The 23,897-nt window shown below is 68.3% G+C and carries 25 protein-coding genes; 13 read left to right on the top strand and 12 right to left on the bottom strand.

Annotated features, from left to right (window positions below; genetic code table 11):
* Positions 1-180 precede the first annotated feature (180 nt).
* Both CLV54_RS11545 and CLV54_RS11540 read left to right on the top strand, forming a co-directional pair.
* Complete coding sequence (locus CLV54_RS11545) at positions 181-2,475, top strand: HelD family protein (RefSeq protein ID WP_100345151.1); 2,295 nt, start codon at positions 181-183, stop codon at positions 2,473-2,475.
* Positions 2,476-2,542: 67 nt separating this feature from the next.
* On the top strand, positions 2,543-3,025 hold the full coding sequence (locus CLV54_RS11540; protein WP_100345150.1) for a MarR family winged helix-turn-helix transcriptional regulator: 483 nt from the start codon (positions 2,543-2,545) through the stop codon (positions 3,023-3,025).
* 104 nt (positions 3,026-3,129) lie between these two features.
* Here the strand turns inward: CLV54_RS11540 and CLV54_RS11535 are convergent, their stop codons facing one another.
* The 6 genes from CLV54_RS11535 to CLV54_RS11510 form a co-directional block, all read right to left on the bottom strand.
* Positions 3,130-3,732 (bottom strand): NADPH-dependent FMN reductase, encoded by a 603-nt coding sequence (locus CLV54_RS11535; RefSeq protein ID WP_100345149.1) that lies wholly within the window; start codon positions 3,730-3,732, stop codon positions 3,130-3,132.
* 146 nt (positions 3,733-3,878) lie between these two features.
* Positions 3,879-4,517, bottom strand: a complete 639-nt coding sequence (locus tag CLV54_RS11530; RefSeq protein WP_100345148.1) for a TetR/AcrR family transcriptional regulator — start codon at positions 4,515-4,517, stop codon at positions 3,879-3,881.
* A 120-nt stretch (positions 4,518-4,637) separates the two neighbouring features.
* Positions 4,638-4,898: a DUF167 domain-containing protein gene (locus CLV54_RS11525; protein ID WP_245861651.1), complete on the bottom strand. Its 261-nt coding sequence runs from the start codon at positions 4,896-4,898 to the stop codon at positions 4,638-4,640.
* A 49-nt stretch (positions 4,899-4,947) separates the two neighbouring features.
* On the bottom strand, positions 4,948-5,229 hold the full coding sequence (locus CLV54_RS11520; protein ID WP_100345146.1) for a protealysin inhibitor emfourin: 282 nt from the start codon (positions 5,227-5,229) through the stop codon (positions 4,948-4,950).
* Positions 5,230-5,293: 64 nt separating this feature from the next.
* Complete coding sequence (locus CLV54_RS11515) at positions 5,294-6,403, bottom strand: M4 family metallopeptidase (protein ID WP_245861649.1); 1,110 nt, start codon at positions 6,401-6,403, stop codon at positions 5,294-5,296.
* A 63-nt stretch (positions 6,404-6,466) separates the two neighbouring features.
* The gene (locus CLV54_RS11510; protein WP_100345144.1) at positions 6,467-6,715 is read right to left on the bottom strand and encodes a hypothetical protein; all 249 of its coding nucleotides are present in this window, start codon (positions 6,713-6,715) and stop codon (positions 6,467-6,469) included.
* 94 nt (positions 6,716-6,809) lie between these two features.
* Here CLV54_RS11510 and CLV54_RS11505 point away from each other — a divergent pair, with 94 nt between their 5' ends.
* The 3 genes from CLV54_RS11505 to CLV54_RS18210 are packed head-to-tail and all read left to right on the top strand — an operon-like array spanning position 6,810 to position 9,395.
* Complete coding sequence (locus CLV54_RS11505; RefSeq protein ID WP_100345143.1) at positions 6,810-7,688, top strand: LLM class flavin-dependent oxidoreductase; 879 nt, start codon at positions 6,810-6,812, stop codon at positions 7,686-7,688.
* A gap of 58 nt (positions 7,689-7,746) precedes the next feature.
* On the top strand, positions 7,747-8,889 hold the full coding sequence (locus CLV54_RS11500; protein WP_100345142.1) for a DUF262 domain-containing protein: 1,143 nt from the start codon (positions 7,747-7,749) through the stop codon (positions 8,887-8,889).
* Positions 8,890-8,939: 50 nt separating this feature from the next.
* Complete coding sequence (locus CLV54_RS18210) at positions 8,940-9,395, top strand: HEPN domain-containing protein (RefSeq protein ID WP_425430284.1); 456 nt, start codon at positions 8,940-8,942, stop codon at positions 9,393-9,395.
* 45 nt (positions 9,396-9,440) lie between these two features.
* Here CLV54_RS18210 and CLV54_RS11495 read toward each other — a convergent pair whose 3' ends face one another.
* Positions 9,441-12,164: an MGH1-like glycoside hydrolase domain-containing protein gene (locus tag CLV54_RS11495; RefSeq protein WP_245861647.1), complete on the bottom strand. Its 2,724-nt coding sequence runs from the start codon at positions 12,162-12,164 to the stop codon at positions 9,441-9,443.
* Positions 12,165-12,392: 228 nt separating this feature from the next.
* On the opposite strand from CLV54_RS11495, the gene rpsO reads away from it, so the two are divergent.
* Positions 12,393-12,662 carry a 30S ribosomal protein S15 gene (rpsO, locus tag CLV54_RS11490; protein WP_100345140.1) on the top strand — a complete coding sequence of 90 codons (270 nt, stop codon included), beginning with the start codon at positions 12,393-12,395 and terminating at the stop codon, positions 12,660-12,662.
* A 342-nt stretch (positions 12,663-13,004) separates the two neighbouring features.
* Here rpsO and trxA read toward each other — a convergent pair whose 3' ends face one another.
* Positions 13,005-13,403, bottom strand: a complete 399-nt coding sequence (gene trxA, locus CLV54_RS11485) for a thioredoxin (RefSeq protein WP_100345139.1) — start codon at positions 13,401-13,403, stop codon at positions 13,005-13,007.
* 77 nt (positions 13,404-13,480) lie between these two features.
* Positions 13,481-14,155 (bottom strand): DedA family protein, encoded by a 675-nt coding sequence (locus CLV54_RS11480; protein WP_100345138.1) that lies wholly within the window; start codon positions 14,153-14,155, stop codon positions 13,481-13,483.
* 201 nt (positions 14,156-14,356) lie between these two features.
* Between CLV54_RS11480 and CLV54_RS11475 the strand changes: the two genes are divergently transcribed.
* Positions 14,357-15,508 carry an LLM class flavin-dependent oxidoreductase gene (locus CLV54_RS11475; RefSeq protein ID WP_100345137.1) on the top strand — a complete coding sequence of 384 codons (1,152 nt, stop codon included), beginning with the start codon at positions 14,357-14,359 and terminating at the stop codon, positions 15,506-15,508.
* A gap of 25 nt (positions 15,509-15,533) precedes the next feature.
* Positions 15,534-16,160, top strand: a complete 627-nt coding sequence (locus CLV54_RS11470) for an FMN reductase (RefSeq protein WP_100345136.1) — start codon at positions 15,534-15,536, stop codon at positions 16,158-16,160.
* Between the two features lie 40 nt (positions 16,161-16,200).
* Here CLV54_RS11470 and CLV54_RS11465 read toward each other — a convergent pair whose 3' ends face one another.
* Positions 16,201-16,956, bottom strand: coding sequence for an SDR family NAD(P)-dependent oxidoreductase (locus CLV54_RS11465; protein ID WP_100345135.1), 756 nt, complete (start codon positions 16,954-16,956; stop codon positions 16,201-16,203).
* A gap of 109 nt (positions 16,957-17,065) precedes the next feature.
* Between CLV54_RS11465 and CLV54_RS11460 the strand changes: the two genes are divergently transcribed.
* From CLV54_RS11460 to CLV54_RS11445, 4 genes are all read left to right on the top strand, one after another.
* Positions 17,066-17,695, top strand: a complete 630-nt coding sequence (locus CLV54_RS11460; RefSeq protein WP_100345134.1) for a TetR/AcrR family transcriptional regulator — start codon at positions 17,066-17,068, stop codon at positions 17,693-17,695.
* A gap of 327 nt (positions 17,696-18,022) precedes the next feature.
* On the top strand, positions 18,023-20,317 hold the full coding sequence (locus tag CLV54_RS11455; RefSeq protein ID WP_100345133.1) for a polyribonucleotide nucleotidyltransferase: 2,295 nt from the start codon (positions 18,023-18,025) through the stop codon (positions 20,315-20,317).
* An 84-nt stretch (positions 20,318-20,401) separates the two neighbouring features.
* A complete protein-coding gene (locus CLV54_RS11450; RefSeq protein WP_100345132.1) occupies positions 20,402-21,160 on the top strand; it encodes a VIT1/CCC1 transporter family protein in 759 nt (252 codons plus the stop codon).
* A gap of 54 nt (positions 21,161-21,214) precedes the next feature.
* Positions 21,215-21,520 carry a GNAT family N-acetyltransferase gene (locus CLV54_RS11445; protein WP_100345131.1) on the top strand — a complete coding sequence of 102 codons (306 nt, stop codon included), beginning with the start codon at positions 21,215-21,217 and terminating at the stop codon, positions 21,518-21,520.
* 13 nt (positions 21,521-21,533) lie between these two features.
* On the opposite strand, the gene CLV54_RS11440 is transcribed toward CLV54_RS11445, so the two are convergent.
* Together CLV54_RS11440 and CLV54_RS11435 are read right to left on the bottom strand one after the other, a co-directional pair.
* Positions 21,534-21,836 carry a transcriptional regulator gene (locus CLV54_RS11440; protein WP_100345130.1) on the bottom strand — a complete coding sequence of 101 codons (303 nt, stop codon included), beginning with the start codon at positions 21,834-21,836 and terminating at the stop codon, positions 21,534-21,536.
* A 6-nt stretch (positions 21,837-21,842) separates the two neighbouring features.
* The gene (locus CLV54_RS11435) at positions 21,843-22,754 is read right to left on the bottom strand and encodes a hypothetical protein (RefSeq protein ID WP_157802936.1); all 912 of its coding nucleotides are present in this window, start codon (positions 22,752-22,754) and stop codon (positions 21,843-21,845) included.
* 227 nt (positions 22,755-22,981) lie between these two features.
* Here CLV54_RS11435 and CLV54_RS11430 point away from each other — a divergent pair, with 227 nt between their 5' ends.
* Positions 22,982-23,863 (top strand): alpha/beta hydrolase, encoded by an 882-nt coding sequence (locus tag CLV54_RS11430; protein WP_100345128.1) that lies wholly within the window; start codon positions 22,982-22,984, stop codon positions 23,861-23,863.
* Positions 23,864-23,897: the final 34 nt, after the last annotated feature.

The raw sequence follows: 23,897 nt of genomic DNA, 5'->3' as shown, positions 1-23,897 counted from the left end.
CCCGACAGATCCGATCTGCCGGGCGCGGCTCTGTTCGCGAGCGACGACCGTCGACGGGCAGCGCTCGCGAGCAGACCCGCGCTCGCGCGCATCGGCGCGCGGCCCGTACAGCCGGCCGGCCCGAGACGTTCAACCGGGAGGAGTAAACTGGCTCGCCGGAATCCGAGGGGTTTGTGACGAGTGGTTGATGCGGAATTGGCGCGAGAGCGCGTATACCTGAGCAGTCTGTACGGTCGACTCGACGAGCTGCGGGACGAAGCCGCGACCCAGCTCGGGCGCGTGAGGCTCGAGAACCCCGGCGGCACCCACCAGAGCCGCAGCGAGCGCGACGCCTTCGCGCGCATCTACGAAGACCGCATCGCCCAGCTCAACGAGGTCGACGAGCGGCTGGTCTTCGGCAGCCTGCAGCTCGACGCGAGCCACACGGCATCCGATCAGGCGCAGGATGCCGGTGAACGCCTGTACATCGGCCGCATCGGCCTGCGCGACCCCGAGCAGCAGCCTCTGCTGCTCGACTGGCGCGTGCCGCAGGCGAGCGCCTTCTACCAGGCGACCGCCGCGACCCCGCTCGGGGTGCGCTCCCGCCGCCACCTGACGACGCGCGGCCGAGAGCTGCTGCGCATCGACGACGAGATCTTCGACAGCGAGCTGCTCGACGACGAGGAGGCCGCCGCCCGGCTGCAGGGCGAGGGTGCGCTCATGGCCGCCCTGACCGCCCAGCGCACCGGGCGCATGCACGACATCGTCGCGACCATCCAGGCGGAGCAGGATCGCATCATCCGCTCGGAGCTGCAGGGTGTGCTCGTGGTGCAGGGCGGCCCGGGAACCGGCAAGACCGCGGTGGCCCTGCACCGCGCGGCGTACCTGCTCTACACCCACCGCGACCGTCTCGCCTCGGCGGGTGTGCTCGTCGTGGGCCCGTCCGCGTCGTTCCTGCGGTACATCGAGGCCGTGCTGCCGAGCCTCGGCGAGTCGGGCGTCGTTCTCGCGAGCGTCGGCCAGCTCTTCCCCGGCGTCGAGACCTCGGAGGAGGACGCCCCCGAGACCGCGGCTCTCAAGGGCCGGCTCGAGATGGCCGCCCTCGTGCGCAAAGCCGTCGCCTCGCGTCAGATCGTGCCCACCGAGACCCAGGTCATCGACGTCAACGGCGAACGGCTCGAGGTCTCTCCCGAGCTCATCCGCACGGCGATGCGCAAGGCCCAGGAGTCGCGCAAGCCGCACAACACGGCGCGCGTGACCTTCGTCAAGAGCGCGCTCTCCGCCCTGCTCGCGCAGCTCGTGGCGCAGCTCACGGCGAACGGCTCGACCGTGGAGGAGTCCGACTTCGGCTACCTGCGCGAAGACCTGCGCACGAGCTACGACGTGCGCGTGCTGCTCAACTCGGCCTGGTTGCCGCTCACCCCCGAGAAGCTCGTGCGCGACCTCTACGCGCGGCCCGGCTGGCTCGCGAGCCTCACCCCGCGGTGGACTCCCGAGCAGCGCGCCCTGCTGCTGCGCGACCGCGACGCGCCGCTCACCGTCTCCGATGTCCCCCTGCTCGACGAGGCGGCCGAATACCTCGGCGAGTACGACGAGCAGGCCTCCGTCGCGAAGCGGGCGGCGAAGGCCCAGCACAAGCGGGATGTCGAGAACGCCGAGAACGCGATCCGCAACATGGAGGTCGAGGGCTTCATCACGCCCGAGGCCCTGGCGAGCGGTTTCGCCGAGACGGCCGCGCGGGGCACGACCGCCGAGCGCGCGGCATCCGATCGGGAGTGGGCCTACGGCCACGTCGTCGTCGACGAGGCCCAGGAGCTCTCGCCCATGCAGTGGCGGCTGCTCATGCGCCGAGGCCCCATGAAGTCGTTCACGATCGTCGGCGACATGGCGCAGGCGAGCTCGCCGGCGGCGCCCTCGTCGTGGCAGCAGGCGCTCGAGCCCTTCGTCGGGGAGCGGTTCCGGCTCGAGGAGCTGACCGTCAACTACCGCACCCCCGCGCAGATCACCCGGGCGGCCGAGGATGTCGCGGAGCGGAACGGGCTCGTCGTGACGCGGTCGCGGGCGGTGCGCGAGACGCAGTGGCCCGTCGAGCACGTGGCGGCCGCACCGGCCGGGGGCTCGGCGTCCGCGACCGTCGACGGTCTCGTGGATGCGATCGAGGCCACGATCGCCCGGGATCGCGCCATCGACGAGGGCACCGTCGCCGTCATCGTTCCCGACGCTCTCGAGCCGGAGGTCGCCGAGCGCCTCGTCGCGCGGCTCGGCGGCGACGTGGGGCGAGGCGACCGCGGTCTGTCGCGGCCGGTCTCCGTGCTCACGGCCCGTCAGTCGAAGGGGCTCGAGTTCGACTCGGTCATCGTCGTGGAGCCGCAGGGGATCGTGCGGCAGGCGGAGCGCGGCGCGGCCGGCCTCTACGTGGCCATGACGAGGCCGACCCAGCGGCTCTCGCTCGTGTCGTTCGAGCCGAGCCTCGATCCGTCGTTCGCGGTGGGCTGAACAGGGAATACGCATATCGCGGGCCTCGGTCCCCGGCGTTGTCATACCCCGAACATAGGATTGGGGAATGGAGAAGCCGGGGCGTCTGAGCGCCGATGAACAAGAGGTGTGGGACTCCTTCTTCCGTATGCGAAGGCACCTCGATCGCGCCCTCGACGAGCAGCTCTCGAAAGACGCGAACCTCTCGTACTCCGACTACGAGGTGCTCATCGCGCTCTTGCGCGCGCCCGAGAGGCGCGCCCGGGTGCGCGACCTCGTTGCGACGATCCGCTGGGAGAAGAGCAGGGTCTCGCACCACGTGACCCGCATGGAGAAGCGCGGCCTCGTCGAGCGGCGCCCCTGCGACACCGATGCGCGCGCGAGCTTCATCCACCTGACGACCGAGGGCCGTCGCGCCGTCGTCAAGGCCTCACCGCGGCACGTCGACACGATCCGCGCGCTCTTCTTCGACCAGCTGACGCCCGAGCAGCTCGAGTCGCTCGGCGCGGCCTCGCGCAGCGTGCTCGGAACCCTCGACGCCTGCGACCCCGGCGACGACTCCGAGGACTGAGCGCACCTCCGGGGCCGAGCAGCTCCGCACGCATGGAACGAGCCGGCCGCCTCCTGGGGAGACGACCGGCTCGGGCTTGAGACGCCGCTGAGCGCCGCTGAGACCTAGGCTGCGGTCTCTTCTTCGACGTCCGCCTCGGCGGCGACATCCGCACCACGAAGGTGCGCGAGGGCGCTCGACCAGGACTCGACCTGGTCGAAGACGGCGGTGAGGCCGGCCTCCTGGTAGGGGGCGGGCTGGAAGTTCGAGTAGTCGACGAAGTCGGTCGCGAGGCCGAGCCCGACGTGCGCGCTGACGGTGGCGACCTGGAGCTGCGAGAGCACGAGGCGCAGGTGCTCGACGGCGCGCGATCCGCCGAAGACGCCGTAGCTCACGAAGCCGGCGGCCTTGTTGTTCCACTCGGCGGAGAGGAAGTCGATCGCGTTCTTGAGCGCGCCGGAGGTGGAGTGGTTGTACTCGGGGGTCACGAAGATGTAGCCGTCGAACTCGGCGATCTTGGCCGCCCACTTCTTGGTGTGCTCCTGCGAGTACTGTCCGTACGCGGGCGGAAGCGCCTCGTCGAGGTGCGGGAGGTCGTAGTCGAGCAGGTCGACCAGCTCGTAGTCGACCTCGGTGCGCTGCGAGGCGATCTCGTGCACCCAGCGGGCGACGGCCTCTCCGTTGCGCCCGGGGCGCGTGCTGCCGATGATGATGGCGATCTTGGGCATTCGTTAGTCCTTTTCACGTGGCAAGACGCCACCCTGACGTGGTGACGTGTCATCAAGGCTGAACCGGATGGGCGCGTCGACAATTCCCGAGGGACGGATTTTTTTTCCGAGTTGATCTCCAGGCCCCGAGCTCGGCCCGGACAGCCTCAGAGCCCGCGCTCGACCATGTCGAGAAGGCGGGATGTCGCGCCGTCGACCATCTCGTCGGTGAGGCCTCGCAGCGGCCCGTCGATCACGAGCATCCCGAGCCCGTGCACGGCCGACCAGGCCAGGAACTCGGCGTTCCCCCGGCGGGACACCGGGAGCGAGCCGACCTCGACGAGCTCGTCGAGCACCATCCCGACGAGCTGGAAGGGGGAGCGCCCGCCCGCACCGGCCTTGGACGGGTCCCCGGCGTTGCTGAGGTCGTCGGGCACGGAGAACGCGGTGCGGAAGAGGCCGGGCTCCTCGCGCGCGAAGGCGATGTAGCCCGAGCCGACGGCGCGCAGGCGCAGGCGCGCGGCCTCGGCGGGGTCGTCGTGCGGGGGGATCGTGTTCAGCTCGCGCTCGATCCGGTCGGCGGCGTGGCCCTGGGCGGCCGCGGAGACGGCGTGGAGCAGCTCCCGGCGGTCGGCGAAGTGGCGATAGGCGGCGTTGGGCGCGACCCCCGCGCGCCGGGTCGCCTCGCGGAGCACGACGGCATCCGGGCCGCCCTCTGCGGCCATGTCGACTCCCGCCGCGAGCAGGGCGCCGCGCAGGTCGCCGTGCCGGTAGGTCGTGCGAGTCCGAGTGTTCGGGGTGGTCATTCTGAGCACGGTACCCTTCCGCAGGCCGATTGCGCCAACTCGTATTGTGAACACCGTACACTTCGCGGGCCTCTCGAGGGTCTACGACGTTGGCATGTCATCAATCCGCGGGTTGGCATGTCATCGATCGGCGGTGATCCGCACGTGCTTGACACGCGAACTCGTGCCGCGCACGATGTCGACGTCACGGGGACGCACGCCGAAATGCTGCGCGAGCACCCGCAGGAGCGCCTCGTTCGCCTGCCCCTCGACCGGCCTCTCGCGCAGATACACCGTGAGGCTCATGGCATCGGCGGCGTCGCTCTCCACAAGCGGGCCTCTCCGGCTGCCCGGTTTGACCCGCACCGTGAACAGGAGGGGCTGCCGAGGCGGGGTGGACACGCTTCCGACCTTAGCGGGGTCGGGCCCGACACGACCGTCGACGTGGGGCTCAGCGCGACTGGCGGGCTTGGCCTGCCGCATCCTGCACCCGGTCGACGAGCTCGCGCCAGGCTCCCGTGAGCTGGGTCTCGGCGAGCGTCGCCTCGTGCGGCGCGCAGCGGATGCGATAGGTGTAGCGGTCGGCGTCGCGGGGCGGGGGAGCGACGTCGTCCCAGGGCAGGCCGTCGAGCAGGTCGATCCAGTCGGAGGCGTCGGGCTGCTCGTCGACGCGCACCTCCCACGTGCGCCCGAGGCCGGCGAAGCCGCCCGAACGGTGCACGAAGACCTTCATCCTCGTGATGCTACGCCGCGCAGATGTGCGTTGCCAGGGCCGGCCGGCGCGGGCGGGGCCTGCGTCACCCCAGGCCCACGCCCGCCCAGCCCTCCACGACGGCGCGGTGCTCGGCCGAGTCGTCGCCGTAGCGCGTGATCGCGGCCCGGGCGGTCGCCTCGGCGAAGGCCGCGAACTCCACGTCGTGCGCGAGCCCGCCGCCCGTGAGCGTGTCGAACCAGATCTGGCCCGCGGCCTCCCAGGCGTTGCCGCCGAGGGCCTGTGCCGCGAGGTAGAAGGCCCGGTTGGGGATGCCGCTGTTCAGGTGCACACCGCCGTTGTCGTCATCCGTCTCGATGTAGTCGCGCATGTGCGCCGGCTGCGGGTCGGTGCCCAGGATGTCGTCGTCGTACGCCGTGCCCGGATGGCTCATCGAGCGCAGGGCACTGCCCTCGACCTGATCGGTGAAGAGGCCCAGCCCGATGAGCCAGCTCGCCTCCTCGACGCTCTGGCGCAGGGTGTACTGCTCGACGAGGGCGCCGAAGACGTCCGAGATCGACTCGTTGAGCGCCCCCGACTGGCCGACGTAGTCGAGGTTCGCCGTGTACTGGGTGACGCCGTGCGCGAGCTCGTGGCCGATGACGCTCAGCGATGCCGTGAAGCGCGTGAAGATCTGCCCGTCGCCATCGCCGAAGACCATCCGCGTGCCGTCCCAGAAGGCGTTGTCGTAGTCGCGGCCGTAGTGCACGCTCGCGTCGAGCGGCAGGTCGTGCCCGTCGATCGACGCGCGGTCGAAGACCTGCCACAGCAGCGCGTGGGTGTCGCCGAGCCCGTCGAAGGCCTCGGTCACCGCGGGATCGGCCGTGGGCGCGTCGGCCTCGCGGCGCACGATGTCGCCGGGCAGCGTCTCGCGATTGCCCGCCGACCAGATGGTGCGACGCACGACCCCGGTCACCGCGCTCACCGTGCCGGCCCCGCCCGACTCGCCCGCCGTCGGGGGCAGCGCCGTGCGGGGCGCCATCGGCGGCTGCTCGCCCGCGCGCACCTCGCGGAACGGGGCGTCAACGAGCAGGGAGCGCCGGGCCGACTCCGCGGCGTGCGCGAGGCTCTCATCCGAGAGCGCGGCCAGGCGCTCGAGCAGGTACGGCGGAACGATCGTGCAGCGAGCGGGTGTCATCCGGCGGTTCGTCGTCATGCGGCGATTCTTACACGCGCCCCTGACGTGCGGATGTCGCGCCGGACGAACCGGCCGCGCCGCCTACGCCGGGTGCTGGGGGAAGCCGTGCTCGTCGGCGTAGGCGATGTAGCTGCTCAGCTGCGCGATGAAGTCGTTGTCGGGCCGGTAGCCCGGGTCGGCCTGGCTGAGCTGGAGCTCGTGACCGAGCCGGGCGATCGCGTCGTCGATCTGGAGAACCGCGAGCGCGCTGTGCTGCGCCTCGTCGAGGCTGATGAGCATCGCGATCGCGCGATCGATGTCGGCGGGGCCGGCGTAGACGTATTCGGACACTGAAGTGGGCCTTTCGGTTCTGAGCACGCGGTTCGGGATGCGTGAGATGAGCGCGGGGTGCCGACATCCGTCCACTCATCCGTAGACTCGCAGAATGCGTTTCGGCATCGTCATTCTGCCCCAAGATCGATGGAGCGAGGCCCGCCACACGTGGGCGCTCGCCGACGAGCTCGGTTTCGACCACGCGTGGACCTACGACCACCTGTCGTGGCGCTCGCTCGCCGACGAGCCCTGGTACGCCACGATCCCCACCCTCACCGCCGCGGCGACGGTCACGAGTACGATCCGGCTGGGCACCTTCGTCGCCTCGCCGAACTTCCGGCACCCCGTCCCCTTCGCGAAGGACGTCGCGACGGTCGACGACATCGCGGGCGGGCGGTTCCTGCTGGGCATCGGCTCCGGCGGAACCGGCTTCGACTCCACAGTGCTCGGCCAGCCCGTCTACACGGCCCGCGAGCGGCACGACCGGTTCGCGGAGTTCGTGACCGAGCTCGACCAGCTGCTGCGCTTCGAGGCGCCGGGCAGCGGGGGCGTCTCGGTCGAGGGCTCGTGGTTCACGGCACGGCAGGCGCGGATGGTGGGCTCACCGGCATCCGAGCCCCGTGTGCCGTTCGTGATCGCGGCGAACGGGCCGAAGGGCATGGCGCTCGCCGCCTCCTACGGCCAGGGCTGGGTGACGACGGGCCCCGAGGGCGCCGTCGGCGAGGAGTGGTGGGCCGCCGTCACCGAGCTCAGCAGGCGGATGGATGCCGCGGCCCGCGCCGCCGGGCGGGATCCCGGCTCGATCGACCGCTACCTCTCCCTCGACTCGGGCGGCTTCTACTCGCTCTCGAGCGTGGGCCTCTTCGACGAGCTCGTCGGCCGCGCCGAGGAGCTCGGCTTCACCGACGTGATCTCGCACTGGCCGCGCCGCGACGGCATCTACGCCGGGCAGCAGTCCGTGCTCGAGGAGGTCGCGGCGCGCTTCGTGTAGTTTTCCACTTTTTCTTGCGTCAATTCTGTTGAGTTCTGACGATCGGTAAGATCGCCAGATGATTGAAAACGAGCCTGAGGCGGAAACTGGTATCTCCTCGACACTGATTGAAGAGCTTGACTTTACTCAGGATGAAATCGATGAGCAGCAAGAGGTAGATCCAACTCCAGGCCGTGTCGCCTACACGAGTACTGACTTTGACGTCGAGGGGCTCGTGCGGCGTCTTGGACGAAATGACATCGTGATTCCCACTTTTGGTGAGGAATCACCTGACGACGTTCAGATTGAGACAGCGCGATTCCAGAGGCCCTCAGTCTGGACCAAAGTTCAAATGGATCGATTTATCGAATCGCTTCTATTGGGATACCCGATCCCGGGAATCTTTCTTGTCCAGCAACGCGACAAACGATATTTGGTCCTAGACGGGCAGCAGCGGCTCAGGACCTTGGCTGCGTTCTACGAGGGAATCGCTCACAAGAAGGAGTTTTCGCTGCAACATGTGGGCAGTGAGTTCAAGGGCCTGACGTACAAGAAACTGTCGGGTGAGCAGAGACGCAGCTTGGATAGCACATTTATTCAGGCAACAATCGTGCAAACTGATGCCTCCCAAACCTCGCTGGACGCTGTGTATCAGGTCTTTGAAAGATTGAATACTGGCGGAACTCAACTTACCCCGCACGAAATCCGCATCGCCTTGTACGCGGGACCAATGATGGATTGGCTCACATTACTCAACAACGTGACGAGTTGGCGTGGCCTTTATGGTCCCCCTGCTCGTCATCTGCGTGACCAAGAACTGATCCTTCGAATAGTCGCACTAGTAGTTAGCCCGGGGACTTATAAACGGCCGCTCAAAAAATTTCTCAATGATTTTCTGTCGGCTCACCGCACAATGACTGATATTTCTCCTGATGATTTAGAGGAGAGATTTACAAAGGCTGCTGATCTGCTGCTAAGCGGCCCGGGCGCCGGCGTGCTTCGTCCGGGAGGGAATGCTGTTAACGCTGCGCTGACGGAAGCCCTTTTTGTCGGATTAATGCGTGCTTTGGAAATTCGTGACTTCAGCCCGAAGGAGATTGCCGACGCATCGTCGCGTCTAGCCCTTTCACCTGATTTGTCCAACGCGACTCAGCGCGCGACGGCGGATGAAGAAAGTGTTCGGCGTCGCCTCGCAATTGTTACCGAAGCCTTCCTTGGATAGAGATTTTGACTACTCAGTGGCCGCCTTGGGAGGTCACAAGCTCTGAAAATGTGCTCCGACCACTAATTTTGCTGATTGAAGAACCGGAGGGGGTCTCTGCGGAGGCCTTGGGCTGGCTATGCCGTTTGCTCGTAGTGCGGAGTTGCGGACATCTTGAGCAGACCGTAAAGCATTGTCTCCGAGGTTATGTGCAGGAGAAATCTGGAGGCTATGTCAGATCTTTCAGCCTTACTTGGCTAGAGAAATCAAGAAATCCGACTCCCGACGCTTTATCCGGAGTGCTCGGCCGTTTTGATATGTCCTTAAGCGATGACTGGATAGCTTTTCTGGCCGAGAATGATTCCCTCCTTCACGACGACCTTTCGGCGCTTGTTAACATGCGGAACCGAATTGCTCATGGGGAAAATGAAGGTCTCAAACGAGAGCGTGCTCTCAAACTGGCGTATTCGACACTAGCTATAGCTGACTGGTGGATTACGTCGTTCAATCCACTCCAGCGATTTTAGTTTGCCCCTTGAGGCCTTGGACCTGGCCAGATCAAGCCAAGCTGCCTAGCGCCCGCGCGTCAGGATGAGGTGCGCGACGAGGGCCGTCCAGCCGGTCTGGTGCGAGGCGCCGAGGCCGGCGCCCGTGTCGCCGTCGAAGTACTCGTAGAAGAAGATGTTGTCCTTCCAGCGCGGGTCGGTCGAGAGCAGTTCGTAGCGCGCGTCGGCCGGGCGCCGGCCGTCTGGCCCGGGCAGGAAGAGCGAGATGAGCCGCTCCGAGACGGCGTCGGCCGCCTCGCCGAGGGTCACGAGCTCGCCGGAGCCGAGCGGGAACTCGACCCGGCTCTCCGTCACGTCGTGCGCGGCGTAATCGCGCAGGGCCTCGATGAGCAGCACGTTGAGCGGAAACCACACGGGCCCGCGCCAGTTCGAGTTGCCGCCGAAGAGCCCGGTCGTCGACTCGGCGGGCTCGTAGTCGACCGTGGCCGTCTCGCCGCCCACCTCGACGCTGAAGGGGTGGTCGCGGTGGTACGCCGACACCCCGCGGATGCCGTGCGCCGAGAGCAGGCCGTGCTCGTCGAAGACCTTCGCGAGCACTCGTTCGAGGCGTTCGGGCGAGACGAGCGCGAGCAGGAAGTTCCTGTGGCCGTCCTCGTCGTCGCGGCGGTGCAGGGCCTCGCGCAGCTCCGGGTTGTTCTCCAGGAACCACACCGTGCGGGCCTGGAACTCGGTCAGCACCGGCACCTCCGGCCCCCGATACGCGAGCGAGGCGACCACGGGCACGAGTCCCACGAGCGAGCGCACCTTGAGCGGCACGTCCCGGCCGTCGGCCAGGTGCAGCACGTCGTAGAAGTAGGCGTCCTCCTCGTCCCAGAGGCCCGAGCCGTTGGCGGATGCCGCGATCCGGAGGAAATGCTCGATGAACTTGGTCGCGACATCCTCGTACGCCTTGTCGTTCGTCGCGAGCCGCAGGGCGATCTCGAGCAGGTCGAGGGCGTACATGGCCATCCAGGCCGTCGAGTCCGCCTGTTCGAGCACGCCGATCTCGGGCGGCAGCTTGGAGCGGTCGAGCGGGGCGATGTTGTCGAGCCCCATGAAGCCGCCCTCGTAGAGGTTGTTGTCGCCGTGGTCCTTGTTGTTGGTCCACCAGGTGAAGTTCATGAGCAGCTTGTGGAAGACGCGCGCGAGGAAGGTCATGTCGGTGCCGCCGTCGAGCAGGAAGACCTGTACGGCCGCCCAGGCGTGGGTGGGCGGGTTGACGTCGGAGAAGTTCCACTCGTAGGCGGGCAGCTGGCCGCTCGGGTGCATGTACCACTCGCGCAGCATGAGGACGAGCTGGGACTTGGCGAAGGCGGGGTCGACGTGCGCGATCGTCACGCAGTGGAAGGCGAGGTCCCAGGCCGCGAACCACGGGTACTCCCAGGGGTCGGGCATGAGGATGACGTCGTGCGCGTTGAGGTGCCGCCACTGCGCGTTGCGCACGGAGGCCCGCTCGGGCGGCGGGGGAGGGGAGCCGGGGTCGCCGTCGAGCCACTGCTTGACGTTGAAGTGGAAGAACTGCTTCGACCACAGCAGCCCGGCGATCGCCTGCCGCAGCACGCGGGCCTCGTCCGGGTGGATGCCGGCGGGCTCGAGCGCCGCGTAGAACTCGTCCGCCTCGGCCCGCCGTGCCGCCACGACCGCGTCGAAGCCGCCGGCGACATCCTGCACGGGCGCTTGGGTTTCGGCCTCGGTGTCCGCGTCGGCACCCTCTCCGGCGCGGGTGAGCCGCACCCGGATGACGCGGCTCTCCTGCGCGCCGAGCGTCACGGTGTAGTGCAGCGCGGCCTTGGTGCCCTCGAGCGCGGGGTTGACCGTGTCGGCGCCGTCGACGACGTGGTCGTTGATGCCGTCCTTCGGGTGGGCCGGGCCGTTCGGCTGCCCGTAGAGCCGGGCGATGTTGGTCTCGTTGTCGCAGAACAGCGGGGTCGGCTCGTCCTCGCCCGTGAGTTCGCCCGCGAGCCCCTCGCCCGTGAGCACGAGGGTGCCGGCGCGATCGGAGCGCGCGACGACGCGGCCGTCCTCCATGCCGATCCGGGGGGCGACGGCGTCGTAGCCCCACGACCAGGTGTTGCGGAACCAGAGTGTCGGCAGGATGTGGAGGGTCGCGGCATCCGGCCCCGCGTTCTCGACCGTGATCTGCATGAGCAGGTCGTGCGGGCCGTCTTTCGCGTAGTCGACCGTGACGACCCAGTAGCGGGAGTCGTCGAAGACGCCCGTGTCGACGAGCTCGTACTCGGCCTCGAGCTTGCCGCGGGCGGCATTGGTCTCGACGAGGTCGTCGTAGGGGAACGGCGACTGCGGGTAGTGGTAGCGCCAGGTGTTCCAGGAATGGGTGGGGGTGCCGTCGAGGTACCACCAGTAGTCCTTGACGTCTTCGCCGTGGTTGCCCTCGGGACCGGTGAGCCCGAACATCCGCTCTTTGAGGATGGGGTCGACGCCGTTCCAGAGACTCAGGGCGAGGCACCAGTTCTGGTCGAGGTCGCTGAAGCCGGCCATGCCGTCCTCGTTCCAGCGGTAGGCGCGGCTGCGGGCGTGGTCGTGCGGGAACGAGGCCCAGGCGTCGCCGTCGGCGCTGTAGTCCTCGCGCACCGAGCCCCAGGCCCGTTCGGCGACATAGGGGCCCCAGTCGCGCCAGGCCTCGGAGCCGTCGTCCGCGCGGTCGAGCCGCGCCTGCTCGGCTGTGATGTGGCTCTCGCCCTGGTTCCCGCTCGCGTTCCCGCCCATGCCCGTTCCGCCCCCGCTTCGCATGGCTACATTGTGGCCTACCCGGATGACGACTGGCCCGTGAGCGTGGAACGGGACGCGCCCGGGTAGCCGGGTCGCCGGCATCCCCACCGGTGATCGGTCGCGAGCGGCCGAGCGAGTCGGGCCGCGCTCTGCTAAACTTCCACGGTTGCCGTCTAACGGCCGCGGATAAAGAGAGCCCACACACTCGGTGAGGGGCACCGCGCAACGAGAGATAAGGGGATTCCATCTATGGCACTTGAAGCAGATGTCAAGAAGGCGATCATCGAAGAGTACGCGACCCACCCCGGTGATACCGGATCCCCCGAGGTTCAGGTTGCAATCCTGACCCAGCGGATCAAAGATCTCACCGAGCACCTCAAAGAGCACAAGCACGACCACCACTCACGTCGTGGCCTGCTTCTGCTGGTCGGCCAGCGTCGCCGTCTGCTGGGCTACCTGTCAGACATCGACATCGACCGCTACCGTGCGCTCATCGAGCGCCTCGGACTGCGTCGCTAGTCGGTTCTGTCAGAACCCATCGAGGGCAGCTTCTCGCTGACACCGCGATCTTCTTGGACGGGCCGTCACCCTCGGGTGGCGGCCCGTTTTTCGTGCGCAGGCGAGCGGATGCCGCGACCGCGGCTCTGTTCGCGACCGCGGTGCCTCGGCGCTCGTCGCCCGCGAACAAACCCGCGCTCGCGAACCACATCGCGCTCGCGAACCACATCGCGCTCGCGAACCACATCGCGCTCGCGAGCCTCATCGCGCCCGCGAACCACCGTGCTCGCGAACAACACCGCGCCCGACGGGTCGGACCTGTCGGGCGCGGTGAGAAGCGTGCGGTGAGGGGCGCGCGGCGGGTTACTCGGCGGGAGCGGGCTCTGCCTGCTGCGTCTGCTCCGCCTGCTGCTCGGCGATGGATGCGCGGACGGCGTCCATGTCGAGCGCACGCACCTGCTCGATGAGGTCGTCGAGGGCCGCCTTGGGCAGTGCGCCGGCCTGGGAGAAGACGCCGATGCCGTCACGGAAGGCCATGAGCGTCGGGATCGCCTGGATGCCCATCGCCCCCGCGATCTGCTGCTGCGCCTCGGTGTCGACCTTGGCGAAGGTGATGTCGGGGTTCTCCTCGGAGGATGCCGCGTAGGTGGGGCCGAACTGACGGCACGGGCCGCACCATTCCGCCCAGTAGTCGACGAGGACGATGCCCCCGTCGACGATGGTCTTCTCGAAGGTCTCTGTAGTCAGATCGACAGTAGCCATGGTTCAAGCCTAAACACGGTGCGGCGGGGATGCGGAGCTGTTCGCTCCCAGCCGAACGGTGCTCGCGAGAGCCGGGTTCACTCGGGCGCGGGAGCGGCGCCGGGCGCAGTGCCGGGGTGAGGGCCCGCACCGCCGGACCCCGCTGCCTTGCGAGCCTGGCGGCGGCGCGACATCCTGCCGAGAACCCAGTCGAGGCTCACGCCGCCGACGATCGCGACCACGACCGAGGCGACCACGGCGAGCACCGGGTTGCCCGCGAAGACCTGGCCGAAGAGCGCGCCGACGACGGTGTTGTAGAGGGCCCAGGCGCAGCCGGCGAGCACCGTGAGCAGCAGGTAGCGCGCGTAGTGCAGCCGGGTGGCGCCGGCCGTGAGATTGACCGCGATGCGCGCGAAGGGGATGTAGCGCGCGGTGAAGATCGCGACCGCCGCCCGCTGCTGGAGCGTCGTGCGGGCGCGTTCGAGGGCCGCGTGCACACGAGGCCGGCGCATCCAGGCGAAGCGCTCCGTGCCGATGGAGCGACCGATCAGGTAGCAGAGGTTGTCGCCGGCGATCGCGCCGAGGGCCGCCGTGACGAGCAGGCCCGCGAGCGGCGGATGCCCCGTCGACAGCGAGAGGGCGCCGAGCGCGACGACCGCGGTCTCGCTCGGGAGCACGACCAGGAACGCGTCGCCGATCGTGAGGGCGAACAGCAGCGGGAACACCCACGGCGAGTCGGCGATGGTCGTGAGGGCGTCGGCTATCGCGTCCATACGACCTGCCGGGCCTGCCGGATCCGCCGGTTCGTGCTCAGCGCGCGAAGCCTCATGAGCCCGTTCTAGCGCGAAGAGGTGAACGAGAGGTTGCGGGTCGCACGCACGCGCGGGCAACCGTATGCAACCGCATGGAATACCGTGGGCCGTGGTGCAGTTCTACACGACTGTATGCAAACGCATCGAAATGGAGATGAGGAAATGCAGTTCGGGATTTTCACGGTCGGCGACGTCACCACGGACCCCACCGACGGCAGCACCCCCACCGAGCACGAGCGCATCAAGGCCATGCTCACGATCGCCCAGAAGGCGGAAGAGGTGGGCCTCGACGTCTTCGCGACCGGTGAGCACCACAACCCGCCGTTCGTGCCGTCGAGCCCCACGACGATGCTCGGCTACATCGCCGCGAAGACCGAGCGGATCATCCTCTCGACCTCGACGACCCTCATCACCACCAACGACCCCGTGAAGATCGCGGAGGACTTCGCGATGCTGCAGCACGTCGCCGACGGCCGCGTCGACGTCATGATGGGCCGCGGCAACACCGGCCCCGTCTACCCGTGGTTCGGCAAGGACATCCGCCAGGGCATCGAGCTCGCGGTCGAGAACTACAACCTCGTGCACCGTCTGTGGCGCGAGGACTACGTCGACTGGCAGGGGGAGTTCCGCACGCCGCTGCAAGGGTTCCAGTCGACGCCGCGCCCGCTCGACGGCGTTCCGCCCTTCGTCTGGCACGGCTCCATCCGCAGTCCCGAGATCGCCGAGCAGGCCGCCTACTACGGCGACGGCTTCTTCGCGAACAACATCTTCTGGCCGAAGGAGCACTTCCAGCGTCTCGTGCGCCTCTACCGTCAGCGCTTCGAGCACTACGGGCACGGCGCGGCCGACCAGGCCTACGTCGGTCTCGGCGGGCAGGTCTTCATGCGCAAGAACTCGCAGGACGCCGTGAAGGAGTTCCGCCCGTACTTCGACAACGCGCCCGTCTACGGGCACGGCCCGAGCCTCGAGGAGTTCACGGAGCAGACCCCGCTCACCGTCGGCAGCCCGCAGGAGGTCGTCGACAAGACGCTCGCCTTCCGCGACACCTTCGGCGACTACCAGCGCCAGCTCTTCCTCATGGACCACGCCGGCCTGCCCCTGAAGACCGTTCTCGAGCAGCTCGACATCCTCGGCGAGGAGGTCGTGCCCGTGCTCCGCAAGGAGTTCGACGCCCTGCGGCCTGCGCACGTTCCGGACGGCCCGACCCACGCCGGTCTCGTCGCGGCCCGTGACAGCGCTCCGAGCGTGGCGTCGCAGGATGCCGCGGGCACGACGTCGTCCGACGCGGTCTCGGTCGCGGCATCCGCCAACTGATCCAACCGGTAGCAAGGAGAACATCATGACCACTCGCAGGATCGCGGTCGTCTCCGCGGGCCTCAGCCAGCCGTCGTCCACCCGTCTGCTCGCCGACCGACTCGCTGCGGCGACCGTCACCCGGCTCGGGCTGCACGACGTCGACACACAGGTCGACGTGATCGAGCTGCGCGACATCGCGAAAGACGTCACCAACAACCTGCTCACGGGCTTCCCTAGCCCAGCGCTCGCCGCGGCGATCGAGACGGTGACGACGGCCGACGGCGTCATCGCCGTCACGCCGATCTTCACCACGAGCTACAGCGGGCTGTTCAAGTCGTTCATCGACGTGCTCGACACGACCGCGCTGCAGGGCTCGCCCGTTCTCATCGGCGCGACCGGCGGCACCGAGCGGCACTCGCTCGCCCTCGATTACGCGATGCGGCCGCTGTTCAGCTACCTGCACGCTGTCGTCGTGCCGACGGCGGTGTACGCGGCCTCGTCCGACTGGGGAACGGCCGACGACCCGGCCGCGACCCTGCCGAGCCGGATCGAGCGCGCCGCGGGCGAGTTCGCCGAGCTCGTCGAGCGCTCGACCCGCTCCGAGGGAAAGGACCCCTTCGCTCTCGAGAGCTCCTTCGCCCAGATGGTCGGTGGTTTCGGGGCGCAGTAGCGGGTGGTGAACCTACGCGCGGCAAGGGCTCCGAACCTGCTCAGTGTCCGGTCAGGCCTCCGTCGATCGCGAGCGTGACCCCCGTGATGTTGATCGCGTCGTCGCTTGCGAGGAAGACGGCCGCGGCCCCGATCTGGGCCGGGGTGTTGAGTCGCCCGGAGGGGATGACGCTCCGGATGGCGTTCAGCCGGTCGCCGAGCGTCGCCACGAACTCCGTCTCGGTCGGTCCCGGGGCGATCGTGGTGACGCGCACGCCGGACGCCGCGAACTCGGTCGCGAGCGCTCGGGTCAGGCCGTGGACGGCAGCCTTCGAGGTGCTGTAGACGGCCGAGCCGGTCACCCCGGTGAGCCCGTTGACCGACCCCATGTTGATGACGACGCCGTGGCCGTTCGCCGCCATCTCGGGCACGAACGCCGCCGAGAGCAGCAGCGGGGCCTTGACGCTCACGGCGAGCACCTCGTCGAGCTGATGCCCCGTCACCTCGGCGAAGGCCGGGGGAGTCGCGGTCAGGTAGGCCGCGTTGTTCACGAGGATGTCGAGCCGGCCGCCGGTGCGCTCGCGGACCCGGGCGATGAGGTTCGCGATCGCGGCATCCGAGGTCATGTCGGCGGCGATGAACTCGGCGCTGCCGCCCGCCTCGACGATCGCCGCGACCGCTGCCTCGCCGCGTTCGACGGAGCGCCCGGTGAGCAGCACGTGCGCGCCCTCCGCGGCCATGGCCTCGGCGACGCCTCGGCCGATCCCACTCGTCGAGCCGGTCACGAGGGCGGTGCGGTGGGCGAGTCGTTGTGTCATGGGATGGTTCCTTGTCGGGAGGTGTGGCGGTGAGATGAGCCGAGCTAAAATGGACTCAATGGTTCATAAAAGACTCGCATTAAATGGACCGGATAGTCCATTCGATGGGATGCGCGCAGAGCGAACGTCGGCGGAGAGAGGGTCGGCGAAGGCGCTGACCCCCAAGGGCGAGGCGACCCGGCGGCGCATCGTCGACGGGGCAGCCCGGGTCATCCGGTCGCGCGGCGTCGCGCACACCTCCCTCGACGACGTGCGTGAGGCGACCGCGACGAGCAAGAGCCAGCTGTTCCACTACTTCCCCGAGGGCAAGGACCAGCTGCTGCTCGCGGTCGCCGCGCACGAGGCCGACCGTGTGCTCGACGATCAGCGCCCGGCGCTCGACGCCCTCGACGACTGGCCCACGTGGATTGTCTGGCGCGACATCGTGATCGAGCGCTACCGGCAGCAGGGCCGCACCTGCCCCTTGAGCGTTCTCGTGACCCAGCTCGGCCGTGAGGTTCCCGAGGTGCAGTCGATCATCGTCCACCTCTTCGAGCGCTGGCAGGGCGCGATCGAGCGCGGCATCCTCTCGATGCAGGCCGCCGGATCGATGCCTGCGAGCGTGGATGCCGCATCCGCCGCCCGTGCCCTGCTCGCCGGCATCCAGGGCGGGGTCGTCATCATGCTCGCCACCGGCAGCGTCGAGCACCTCGAGAGCGCCATCGACCATTCGCTGGATGCGCTGCGGGTCGCTCCCTAGGCGCGAACGCACGCGACTGGTAGGCTCTTACCCGGTTGGGGTGGGTTCTTCCCGCTGCAACCGAACGGAGCAGGCCGGCTCGAAGCTGGTCACCGGTGGTGGTCTCCCGTCTCGTACGGTGCACTTCTACTGTTGGCCAGAGCCAGACGACCGGCGCGCCACCGCGCACCGACGACGTGCAAACGCAGCGTGTAGACGTCAACAACGTAGATGTCGACAACGCAGCGCACGCACAGCAGGACGTCGTCCCTTCCTGCCCGCTCCTGCTCCGATGTACGCGTCGAGATCCACACGGGATCTCGACACTAAACAAAGGAGAAAGACCTCTTGGAAGGTCCAGAAATCAAATTCGCCGAAGCCGTTCTCGACAACGGACGGTTCGGAACGCGCACCGTGCGCTTCGAGGCAGGACGCCTCGCTCAGCAGGCTCAGGGCGCTGTCGCCGCCTACCTCGACGAAGAGACCATGCTGCTCTCGGCGACGAGCATCGGCAAGACGCCGAAGGACAACTTCGACTTCTTCCCCCTCACGGTCGACGTCGAGGAGCGCAGCTACGCCGCCGGCAAGATCCCCGGCTCGTTTTTCCGTCGTGAGGGCCGCCCCTCGACCGAGGCGATCCTCGTCTGCCGTCTCATCGACCGGCCCCTGCGCCCGTCGTTCATCAACGGCCTCCGCAACGAGGTCCAGATCGTCATCACCGTTCTGAGCATCGCTCCGGACGAGTTCTACGACGCCCTCGCGATCAACGCCGCGAGCGCGTCGAGCCAGATCTCGGGTGTGCCGTTCTCGGGTCCGATCGCCGGTGTGCGCCTCGCGCTCATGCCGGGCTCGGTCTCCGGCGGCGAAGACCAGTGGATCGTCTTCCCGAAGGCCTCGCAGCTCGTCGACGCCGTCTTCGACCTCACGGTCGCCGGCCGGGTCGTCACGGATGCCGCGGGCAACACCGACGTCGCGATCATGATGGTCGAGGCCGAGGCCACCGAGAACAGCTGGAACCTCATCAAGGGCGGTGCGACGAAGCCGAACGAGGCCGTCGTCGCACAGGGCCTCGAGGCGTCGAAGCCGTTCATCCGCCAGCTCGTCGAGGCGCAGGCCGAGCTCGCACGCCAGGCCGCCAAGCCCGTCGTCGAGTACCCGATCTTCACCGCCTACGACCAGGCCACCTACGACGTCGTCGCGGGCTTCGCCTACGACGAGCTCACGAAGGTCTACCAGATCGCCGACAAGATCGAGCGACAGGATGCCGACGACGCTCTCAAGGCGCGCGTCAAGGAGTTCGTCGCCGCCAAGGTCGAGGCCGGGGAGCTCCCCGAGGCCGCGAACGCCCAGGCGTCGGCCGCGTACAAGTCGGTCACGAAGGTGGTCGTGCGCGGACGCATCCTGCGCGACGGGATCCGCATCGACGGACGCGGGCTCGCCGACATCCGCCCGCTCGACGCCGAGGTGCAGGTCATCCCGCGCGTCCACGGCTCCGCGATCTTCCAGCGCGGAGAGACGCAGATCCTCGGCGTCACGACGCTCAACATGCTCAAGATGGAGCAGCAGATCGACTCGCTGTCGCCCGTCACCAAAAAGCGCTACATGCACCACTACAACTTCCCGCCCTACTCGACCGGTGAGACCGGCCGCGTGGGCACCCCGAAGCGTCGCGAGATCGGGCACGGCTTCCTCGCCGAGCGCGCCCTCGTGCCGGTGCTGCCGAGCCGCGACGAGTTCCCCTACGCGATCCGCCAGGTGTCCGAGGCTCTCGGCTCCAACGGCTCGACGTCGATGGGCTCCGTCTGCGCCTCGACCCTCTCGCTGCTCAACGCCGGTGTGCCGCTGCGCGCGCCGGTCGCGGGCATCGCGATGGGCCTCGTCTCCGACACCGTCGACGGTGTGACCCGTTACGCGGCTCTCACCGACATCCTCGGTGCCGAGGACGCCCTGGGCGACATGGACTTCAAGGTCGCCGGAACCGCCGAGTTCGTGACGGCCATCCAGCTGGACACGAAGCTCGACGGCATCCCCTCCTCGGTTCTCGACGCCGCGCTCACGCAGGCGAAGGACGCCCGCACGACGATCCTCTCGGTTCTGAACGCTGCGATCGACGCCCCCGACGAGATGGCTCCGACCGCACCGCGCGTGATCTCGGTGCAGATCCCGGTCGACAAGATCGGCGAGCTCATCGGCCCGAAGGGCAAGACGATCAACGCGATCCAGGACGAGACCGGCGCGGACATCTCGATCGAGGAGGACGGCACCGTGTACATCGGCGCCGTCGACGGCCCCTCGGCCGAGGCCGCCCGCGCTCAGGTCAACGCGATCGCGAACCCGACGAACCCCGAGGTCGGCGAGCAGTTCCTCGGAACCGTCGTCAAGCTCGCCGCGTTCGGCGCCTTCGTCTCCCTGCTCCCGGGCAAGGACGGCCTGCTGCACATCTCCGAGGTGCGCAAGCTCGCCGGTGGCAAGCGCGTCGAGAACGTCGAAGACGTGCTCGGCGTCGGCCAGAAGGTGCTCGTCGAGATCACCAAGATCGACGACCGCGGAAAGCTGTCGCTCGCTCCCGTGCTGGCCGACGACGCCGACACCGAGGGCTCCGCGGCGCACAGCGAAGGCCCCGAGGCTCCGGCCGAAGGCTGAGCGTCCAGCGTCTAGCGTCTGTCAGAACGGCCGGCCGGGTTCCTCCCGGCCGGCCGTTCTGCATATCGGGTAGCGTGACTGCACATGAGCACGCCGAGCGCATCGAGCACGCCGAATGCATCTGCGGATGCCGCGACCGGCGCCCACCCGCACGAGCCGCATCGCGAGGGCCTCGCCAACCGGCTCAACTGGCTTCGGGCCGGTGTGCTCGGCGCGAACGACGGCATCGTCTCGGTCGCCGCGATCGTGGTGGGCGTCGCCGGTGCGACGTCCTCCGTCGCACCGATCCTCACGGCGGGGCTCGCCGGCCTCATCGGCGGCGCGATCTCGATGGCGCTGGGGGAGTACGTCTCGGTGAGCAGCCAGAGCGACACCCAGAAGGCCCTCATCCTCCGCGAGAAGGAGGAGCTGCGCACCCAGCCGGAGGCGGAGCTCGAGGAGCTGGTGGGCCTCTACCGCGCGAAGGGGCTCTCGGAGCAGACGGCTCGTGCGGTCGCGACCGAGCTGACCGGGCAGAACGCCCTCGCCGCGCATCTGCAGGCGGAGCTGAACATCGTCGAGAGCGATGTCGCGAGCCCGTGGCGCGCGGCCGTCGCCTCGGCGACCGCGTTCACGATCGGGGGCGTCCTGCCGATGCTCGCCATCCTTCTGCCACCCGACGCCTGGCGGATCCCGGTGACCTTCGCCGCCGTGCTGCTCGCCCTCGTCATCACCGGCGTCACGAGCGCGAGGATCGGCGGCAGCCCCGTGCTGCGCGCCACGGTGCGCATCGTGGTGGGCGGCGCGCTCGCCCTCGCGGTGACGTACGGCATCGGCTCCTGGCTGGGCGCGACGGGCGTCTGAGCGCGGGATGCCGGCAGCATGCCAGCCGCTCCGGGATGCCGGTAGTCTGACGACATGAGTGACGTCGAGATCCGCGACAACAGCACGCTGCACCGCTTCGAGGCCACGCTCGACGGCGAGATCGTCGGGCGCGCCTACTATCGCCCGGTGAAGGGCGGCCTGATCTTCACCCACACCGAGGTCGACCCCGCCGCGGAGGGCACGGGCGTCGGCAGCGCGCTCGCGAAGACCGCTCTCACGAGCCTGCGCGAGACGGGTTCCGGGGCCGTTCTGCAGTGCCCGTTCTTCCGCTCCTACGTGTCGAAGCATCCCGAGTTCGAGGACGTCGTTATGCCGATGCCGGCGGGCCCGGCCGAGTGAGTGAGCGACGTCCTCAGCCGAGGACGTCGCCGGCGATCTCGCGGAGCGCTCGGAGGTGCTCGCGATAGGCGCGGCGCCCTTTCGCCGTGGGCGCGATCCAGGTACGGGGACGTGTGCCGAGGTATCCCTTGGTCACTCTCACGTAGCCGTCCTTCTCCAGGTAGGAGACGGCCTTGCTGAGCACCGAGTTCTCCGACTCCAGGAGCTCCCGCAACGCCCCGAAGTCCATCTCGAGGTCGTCTCCGAGCGCCGCCATGAGCGAGAAGCGGATGGGCGTCTGGAAGGCGTCATCCAATCGGTGCCGGGGGTGGGCCATGCGGGCTCAGCCTTTCCCTGGCCGGGCGGGCGCTATGGGCGCGTCGATGAGGGACGCGGCCATGGATGCCGCGATCATAACGAGCGCGATGGCGATCCCCGTGATCACCGCAACCGTCGGGGTCACCCAGTCGGTGCGCATGAGCGCCAGGGTCAGGCCGAATAGTATCGCCGTGCTGAGGCCGAACGCGCCCCAGCACAGCGGCCCCCATTCGTATCCCGCGCGTGGCAGGCCGAACGGCAGACCCCAGATCACCAGTACGAGCACAGCGGCCATGCCGACGTAGGGGAACCAGGGTTGTGAGCTCATGGCCGCGAGTGCTCCCAGGTACACGCCGATGAGGGCGGTCATGGTTCGGATGCCGGGGCTCAGCGGTTCGCTGCTCCACCGTTCGCTGCTGCGCCGTTCGGAGGCATATCCCGCCTGCGTGCGCTCGAGCACAAGCCGGCGCAGCGGAGGACCTCCGAGCAGCAGGAACGCGACGACACCGAAGACCGGGTTGATCCACCATGGATAGGCGATCTGCGAGATGCCCAGCAGGAGCAGCACGAGGAATCCCGCGAAGACGAGTGCTGTGCCGACCCCGGCGACACCTCTCCTGCGACGAACGCTGAACCGCTCCCGTGCCCCGGCGAGGAGCCCGGTGAACATCAGCTCGGGGACGATCGGCAGGATGAACAGCGAGTATCCGGCGTAGACGTTGCCGTTCCGTCCGCTCGCGTGCCCTGTGAAGGCGATCAGATACACGGTGACGAAGACGGCGGTCATAAGCGCGGCCGAAAGGGTCAGCAACGCGTATGCACGTGGCGAGGTCGTCGTCTCGGAGAGTTCCCGCATCCTCCGTCGTGCGGCGAGCTGTTCGGCGGCACGGTGCGCCGGGCTCACGGGTGCAGAGGCGTGCTCCGAATCGTTTTCCATGTGGAAAGTATATGCCGCAAGGAAACCGTACCCGTGCGCCGAGCGGGATGCCTCCACCAACTGTGCGAGACCTCCGTGCAGGACAGGTCGGCAATCAAAATAAAGAACATTCGTTCTTGCGGGAATGTTCTCTCCGCGGTACCGTTACATCATAACAAGAACGAACGTTCTACCTATGTTGCAGACCACTCATCAGCCATGACCACCACGACGAAGGGTACGAAGAAATGAACACCACGCAGGCGACTCCGGTCATCTTCATCCACGGGCTCTGGATGCACTCCAGCTCCTGGGACAACTGGGTCGAGCTCTTCCGCGCGAACGGCTTCGACGCGCAGGCCCCCGGATGGCCGGGCGATTCCGCGACGGTCGCCGAGTCGAACGCCAACCCGGAGGCGATCGCGGGTGTCGGCATCGACCAGGTCGTCGAGCACTACGCCGGCGTCATCCGCTCGCTCGGCTCGAAGCCCGTGCTGATCGGCCACTCCTTCGGCGGCCTCATCGCCCAGAAGCTCCTCGGCATGGGGCTGGCCGTCGCCGCCGTCGCGATCGATCCCGCGCAGATCAAGGGTGTTCTGCCGCTTCCCTTCGTGCAGCTGAAGAACGCCCTGCCGGTGCTCGGCAACCCGGCGAACCGCAAGCGCGCGGTGTCGCAGACCCCGAAGCGGTTCCACGGCGGCTTCGCGAACGCCGTCTCCGAGAAGGAGTCGAACGAGCTCTTCGCCCGCTACGCGATCCCGGCTCCGGGGCGTCCGCTCTTCGAGGCGGCGACAGCGAACTTCTCGTCGAAGTCGCCGGCGGCCGTGAACGTGCACGCCGTTCGCGGGCCGTTGCTCATCATCGGCGGCGGGCAGGATCACACCGTGCCCGAGGTCACGTCCCGTGCCGCCTTCGCGCTCTATGCGAAGGCCCCGACGGTCAACGAGTACCGCGTCTTCGACGACCGCGGCCACTCGCTCGTCATCGATCACGGCTGGCGTGAGGTCGCCGATGCGGCGCTCGACTTCCTCGCCCGCAACGGCGTGGTGGGCCAGACGCGGGAGGCGCAGCCCGCGCAGGCCGCACGGCTCGGTCAGACCGCACGGATCGGCGAGTCCGCCGAGGTCTGACCCCGCGGTGCCGGGAGGCACGGCGACCCCGCCG

Origin of the sequence: Compostimonas suwonensis, assembly GCF_002797855.1 — a bacterium.
Lineage (GTDB): Bacteria > Actinomycetota > Actinomycetes > Actinomycetales > Microbacteriaceae > Compostimonas > Compostimonas suwonensis.
Note: the sequence above shows the minus strand (reverse complement) of the source record. Positions and strands in the feature narration are given on the sequence as shown.

What these genes read in the sequence shown, in the direction of transcription:
- CLV54_RS11540 (WP_100345150.1), top strand. Translation starts at nt 2,543, where the DNA reads ATGGAGAAGCCGGGGCGTCTGAGCGCCGATGAACAAGAGGTGTGGGAC.
- CLV54_RS11535 (WP_100345149.1), bottom strand. Translation starts at nt 3,732, where the DNA reads ATGCCCAAGATCGCCATCATCATCGGCAGCACGCGCCCCGGGCGCAAC.
- CLV54_RS11530 (WP_100345148.1), bottom strand. Translation starts at nt 4,517, where the DNA reads ATGACCACCCCGAACACTCGGACTCGCACGACCTACCGGCACGGCGAC.
- CLV54_RS11520 (WP_100345146.1), bottom strand. Translation starts at nt 5,229, where the DNA reads ATGAAGGTCTTCGTGCACCGTTCGGGCGGCTTCGCCGGCCTCGGGCGC.
- CLV54_RS11515 (WP_245861649.1), bottom strand. Translation starts at nt 6,403, where the DNA reads ATGACGACGAACCGCCGGATGACACCCGCTCGCTGCACGATCGTTCCG.
- CLV54_RS11505 (WP_100345143.1), top strand. Translation starts at nt 6,810, where the DNA reads ATGCGTTTCGGCATCGTCATTCTGCCCCAAGATCGATGGAGCGAGGCC.
- CLV54_RS11500 (WP_100345142.1), top strand. Translation starts at nt 7,747, where the DNA reads ATGATTGAAAACGAGCCTGAGGCGGAAACTGGTATCTCCTCGACACTG.
- CLV54_RS11495 (WP_245861647.1), bottom strand. Translation starts at nt 12,164, where the DNA reads ATGCGAAGCGGGGGCGGAACGGGCATGGGCGGGAACGCGAGCGGGAAC.
- rpsO (WP_100345140.1), top strand. Translation starts at nt 12,393, where the DNA reads ATGGCACTTGAAGCAGATGTCAAGAAGGCGATCATCGAAGAGTACGCG.
- trxA (WP_100345139.1), bottom strand. Translation starts at nt 13,403, where the DNA reads ATGGCTACTGTCGATCTGACTACAGAGACCTTCGAGAAGACCATCGTC.
- CLV54_RS11480 (WP_100345138.1), bottom strand. Translation starts at nt 14,155, where the DNA reads ATGGACGCGATAGCCGACGCCCTCACGACCATCGCCGACTCGCCGTGG.
- CLV54_RS11475 (WP_100345137.1), top strand. Translation starts at nt 14,357, where the DNA reads ATGCAGTTCGGGATTTTCACGGTCGGCGACGTCACCACGGACCCCACC.
- CLV54_RS11470 (WP_100345136.1), top strand. Translation starts at nt 15,534, where the DNA reads ATGACCACTCGCAGGATCGCGGTCGTCTCCGCGGGCCTCAGCCAGCCG.
- CLV54_RS11465 (WP_100345135.1), bottom strand. Translation starts at nt 16,956, where the DNA reads ATGACACAACGACTCGCCCACCGCACCGCCCTCGTGACCGGCTCGACG.
- CLV54_RS11460 (WP_100345134.1), top strand. Translation starts at nt 17,066, where the DNA reads ATGCGCGCAGAGCGAACGTCGGCGGAGAGAGGGTCGGCGAAGGCGCTG.
- CLV54_RS11450 (WP_100345132.1), top strand. Translation starts at nt 20,402, where the DNA reads ATGAGCACGCCGAGCGCATCGAGCACGCCGAATGCATCTGCGGATGCC.
- CLV54_RS11445 (WP_100345131.1), top strand. Translation starts at nt 21,215, where the DNA reads ATGAGTGACGTCGAGATCCGCGACAACAGCACGCTGCACCGCTTCGAG.
- CLV54_RS11440 (WP_100345130.1), bottom strand. Translation starts at nt 21,836, where the DNA reads ATGGCCCACCCCCGGCACCGATTGGATGACGCCTTCCAGACGCCCATC.
- CLV54_RS11435 (WP_157802936.1), bottom strand. Translation starts at nt 22,754, where the DNA reads ATGGAAAACGATTCGGAGCACGCCTCTGCACCCGTGAGCCCGGCGCAC.
- CLV54_RS11430 (WP_100345128.1), top strand. Translation starts at nt 22,982, where the DNA reads ATGAACACCACGCAGGCGACTCCGGTCATCTTCATCCACGGGCTCTGG.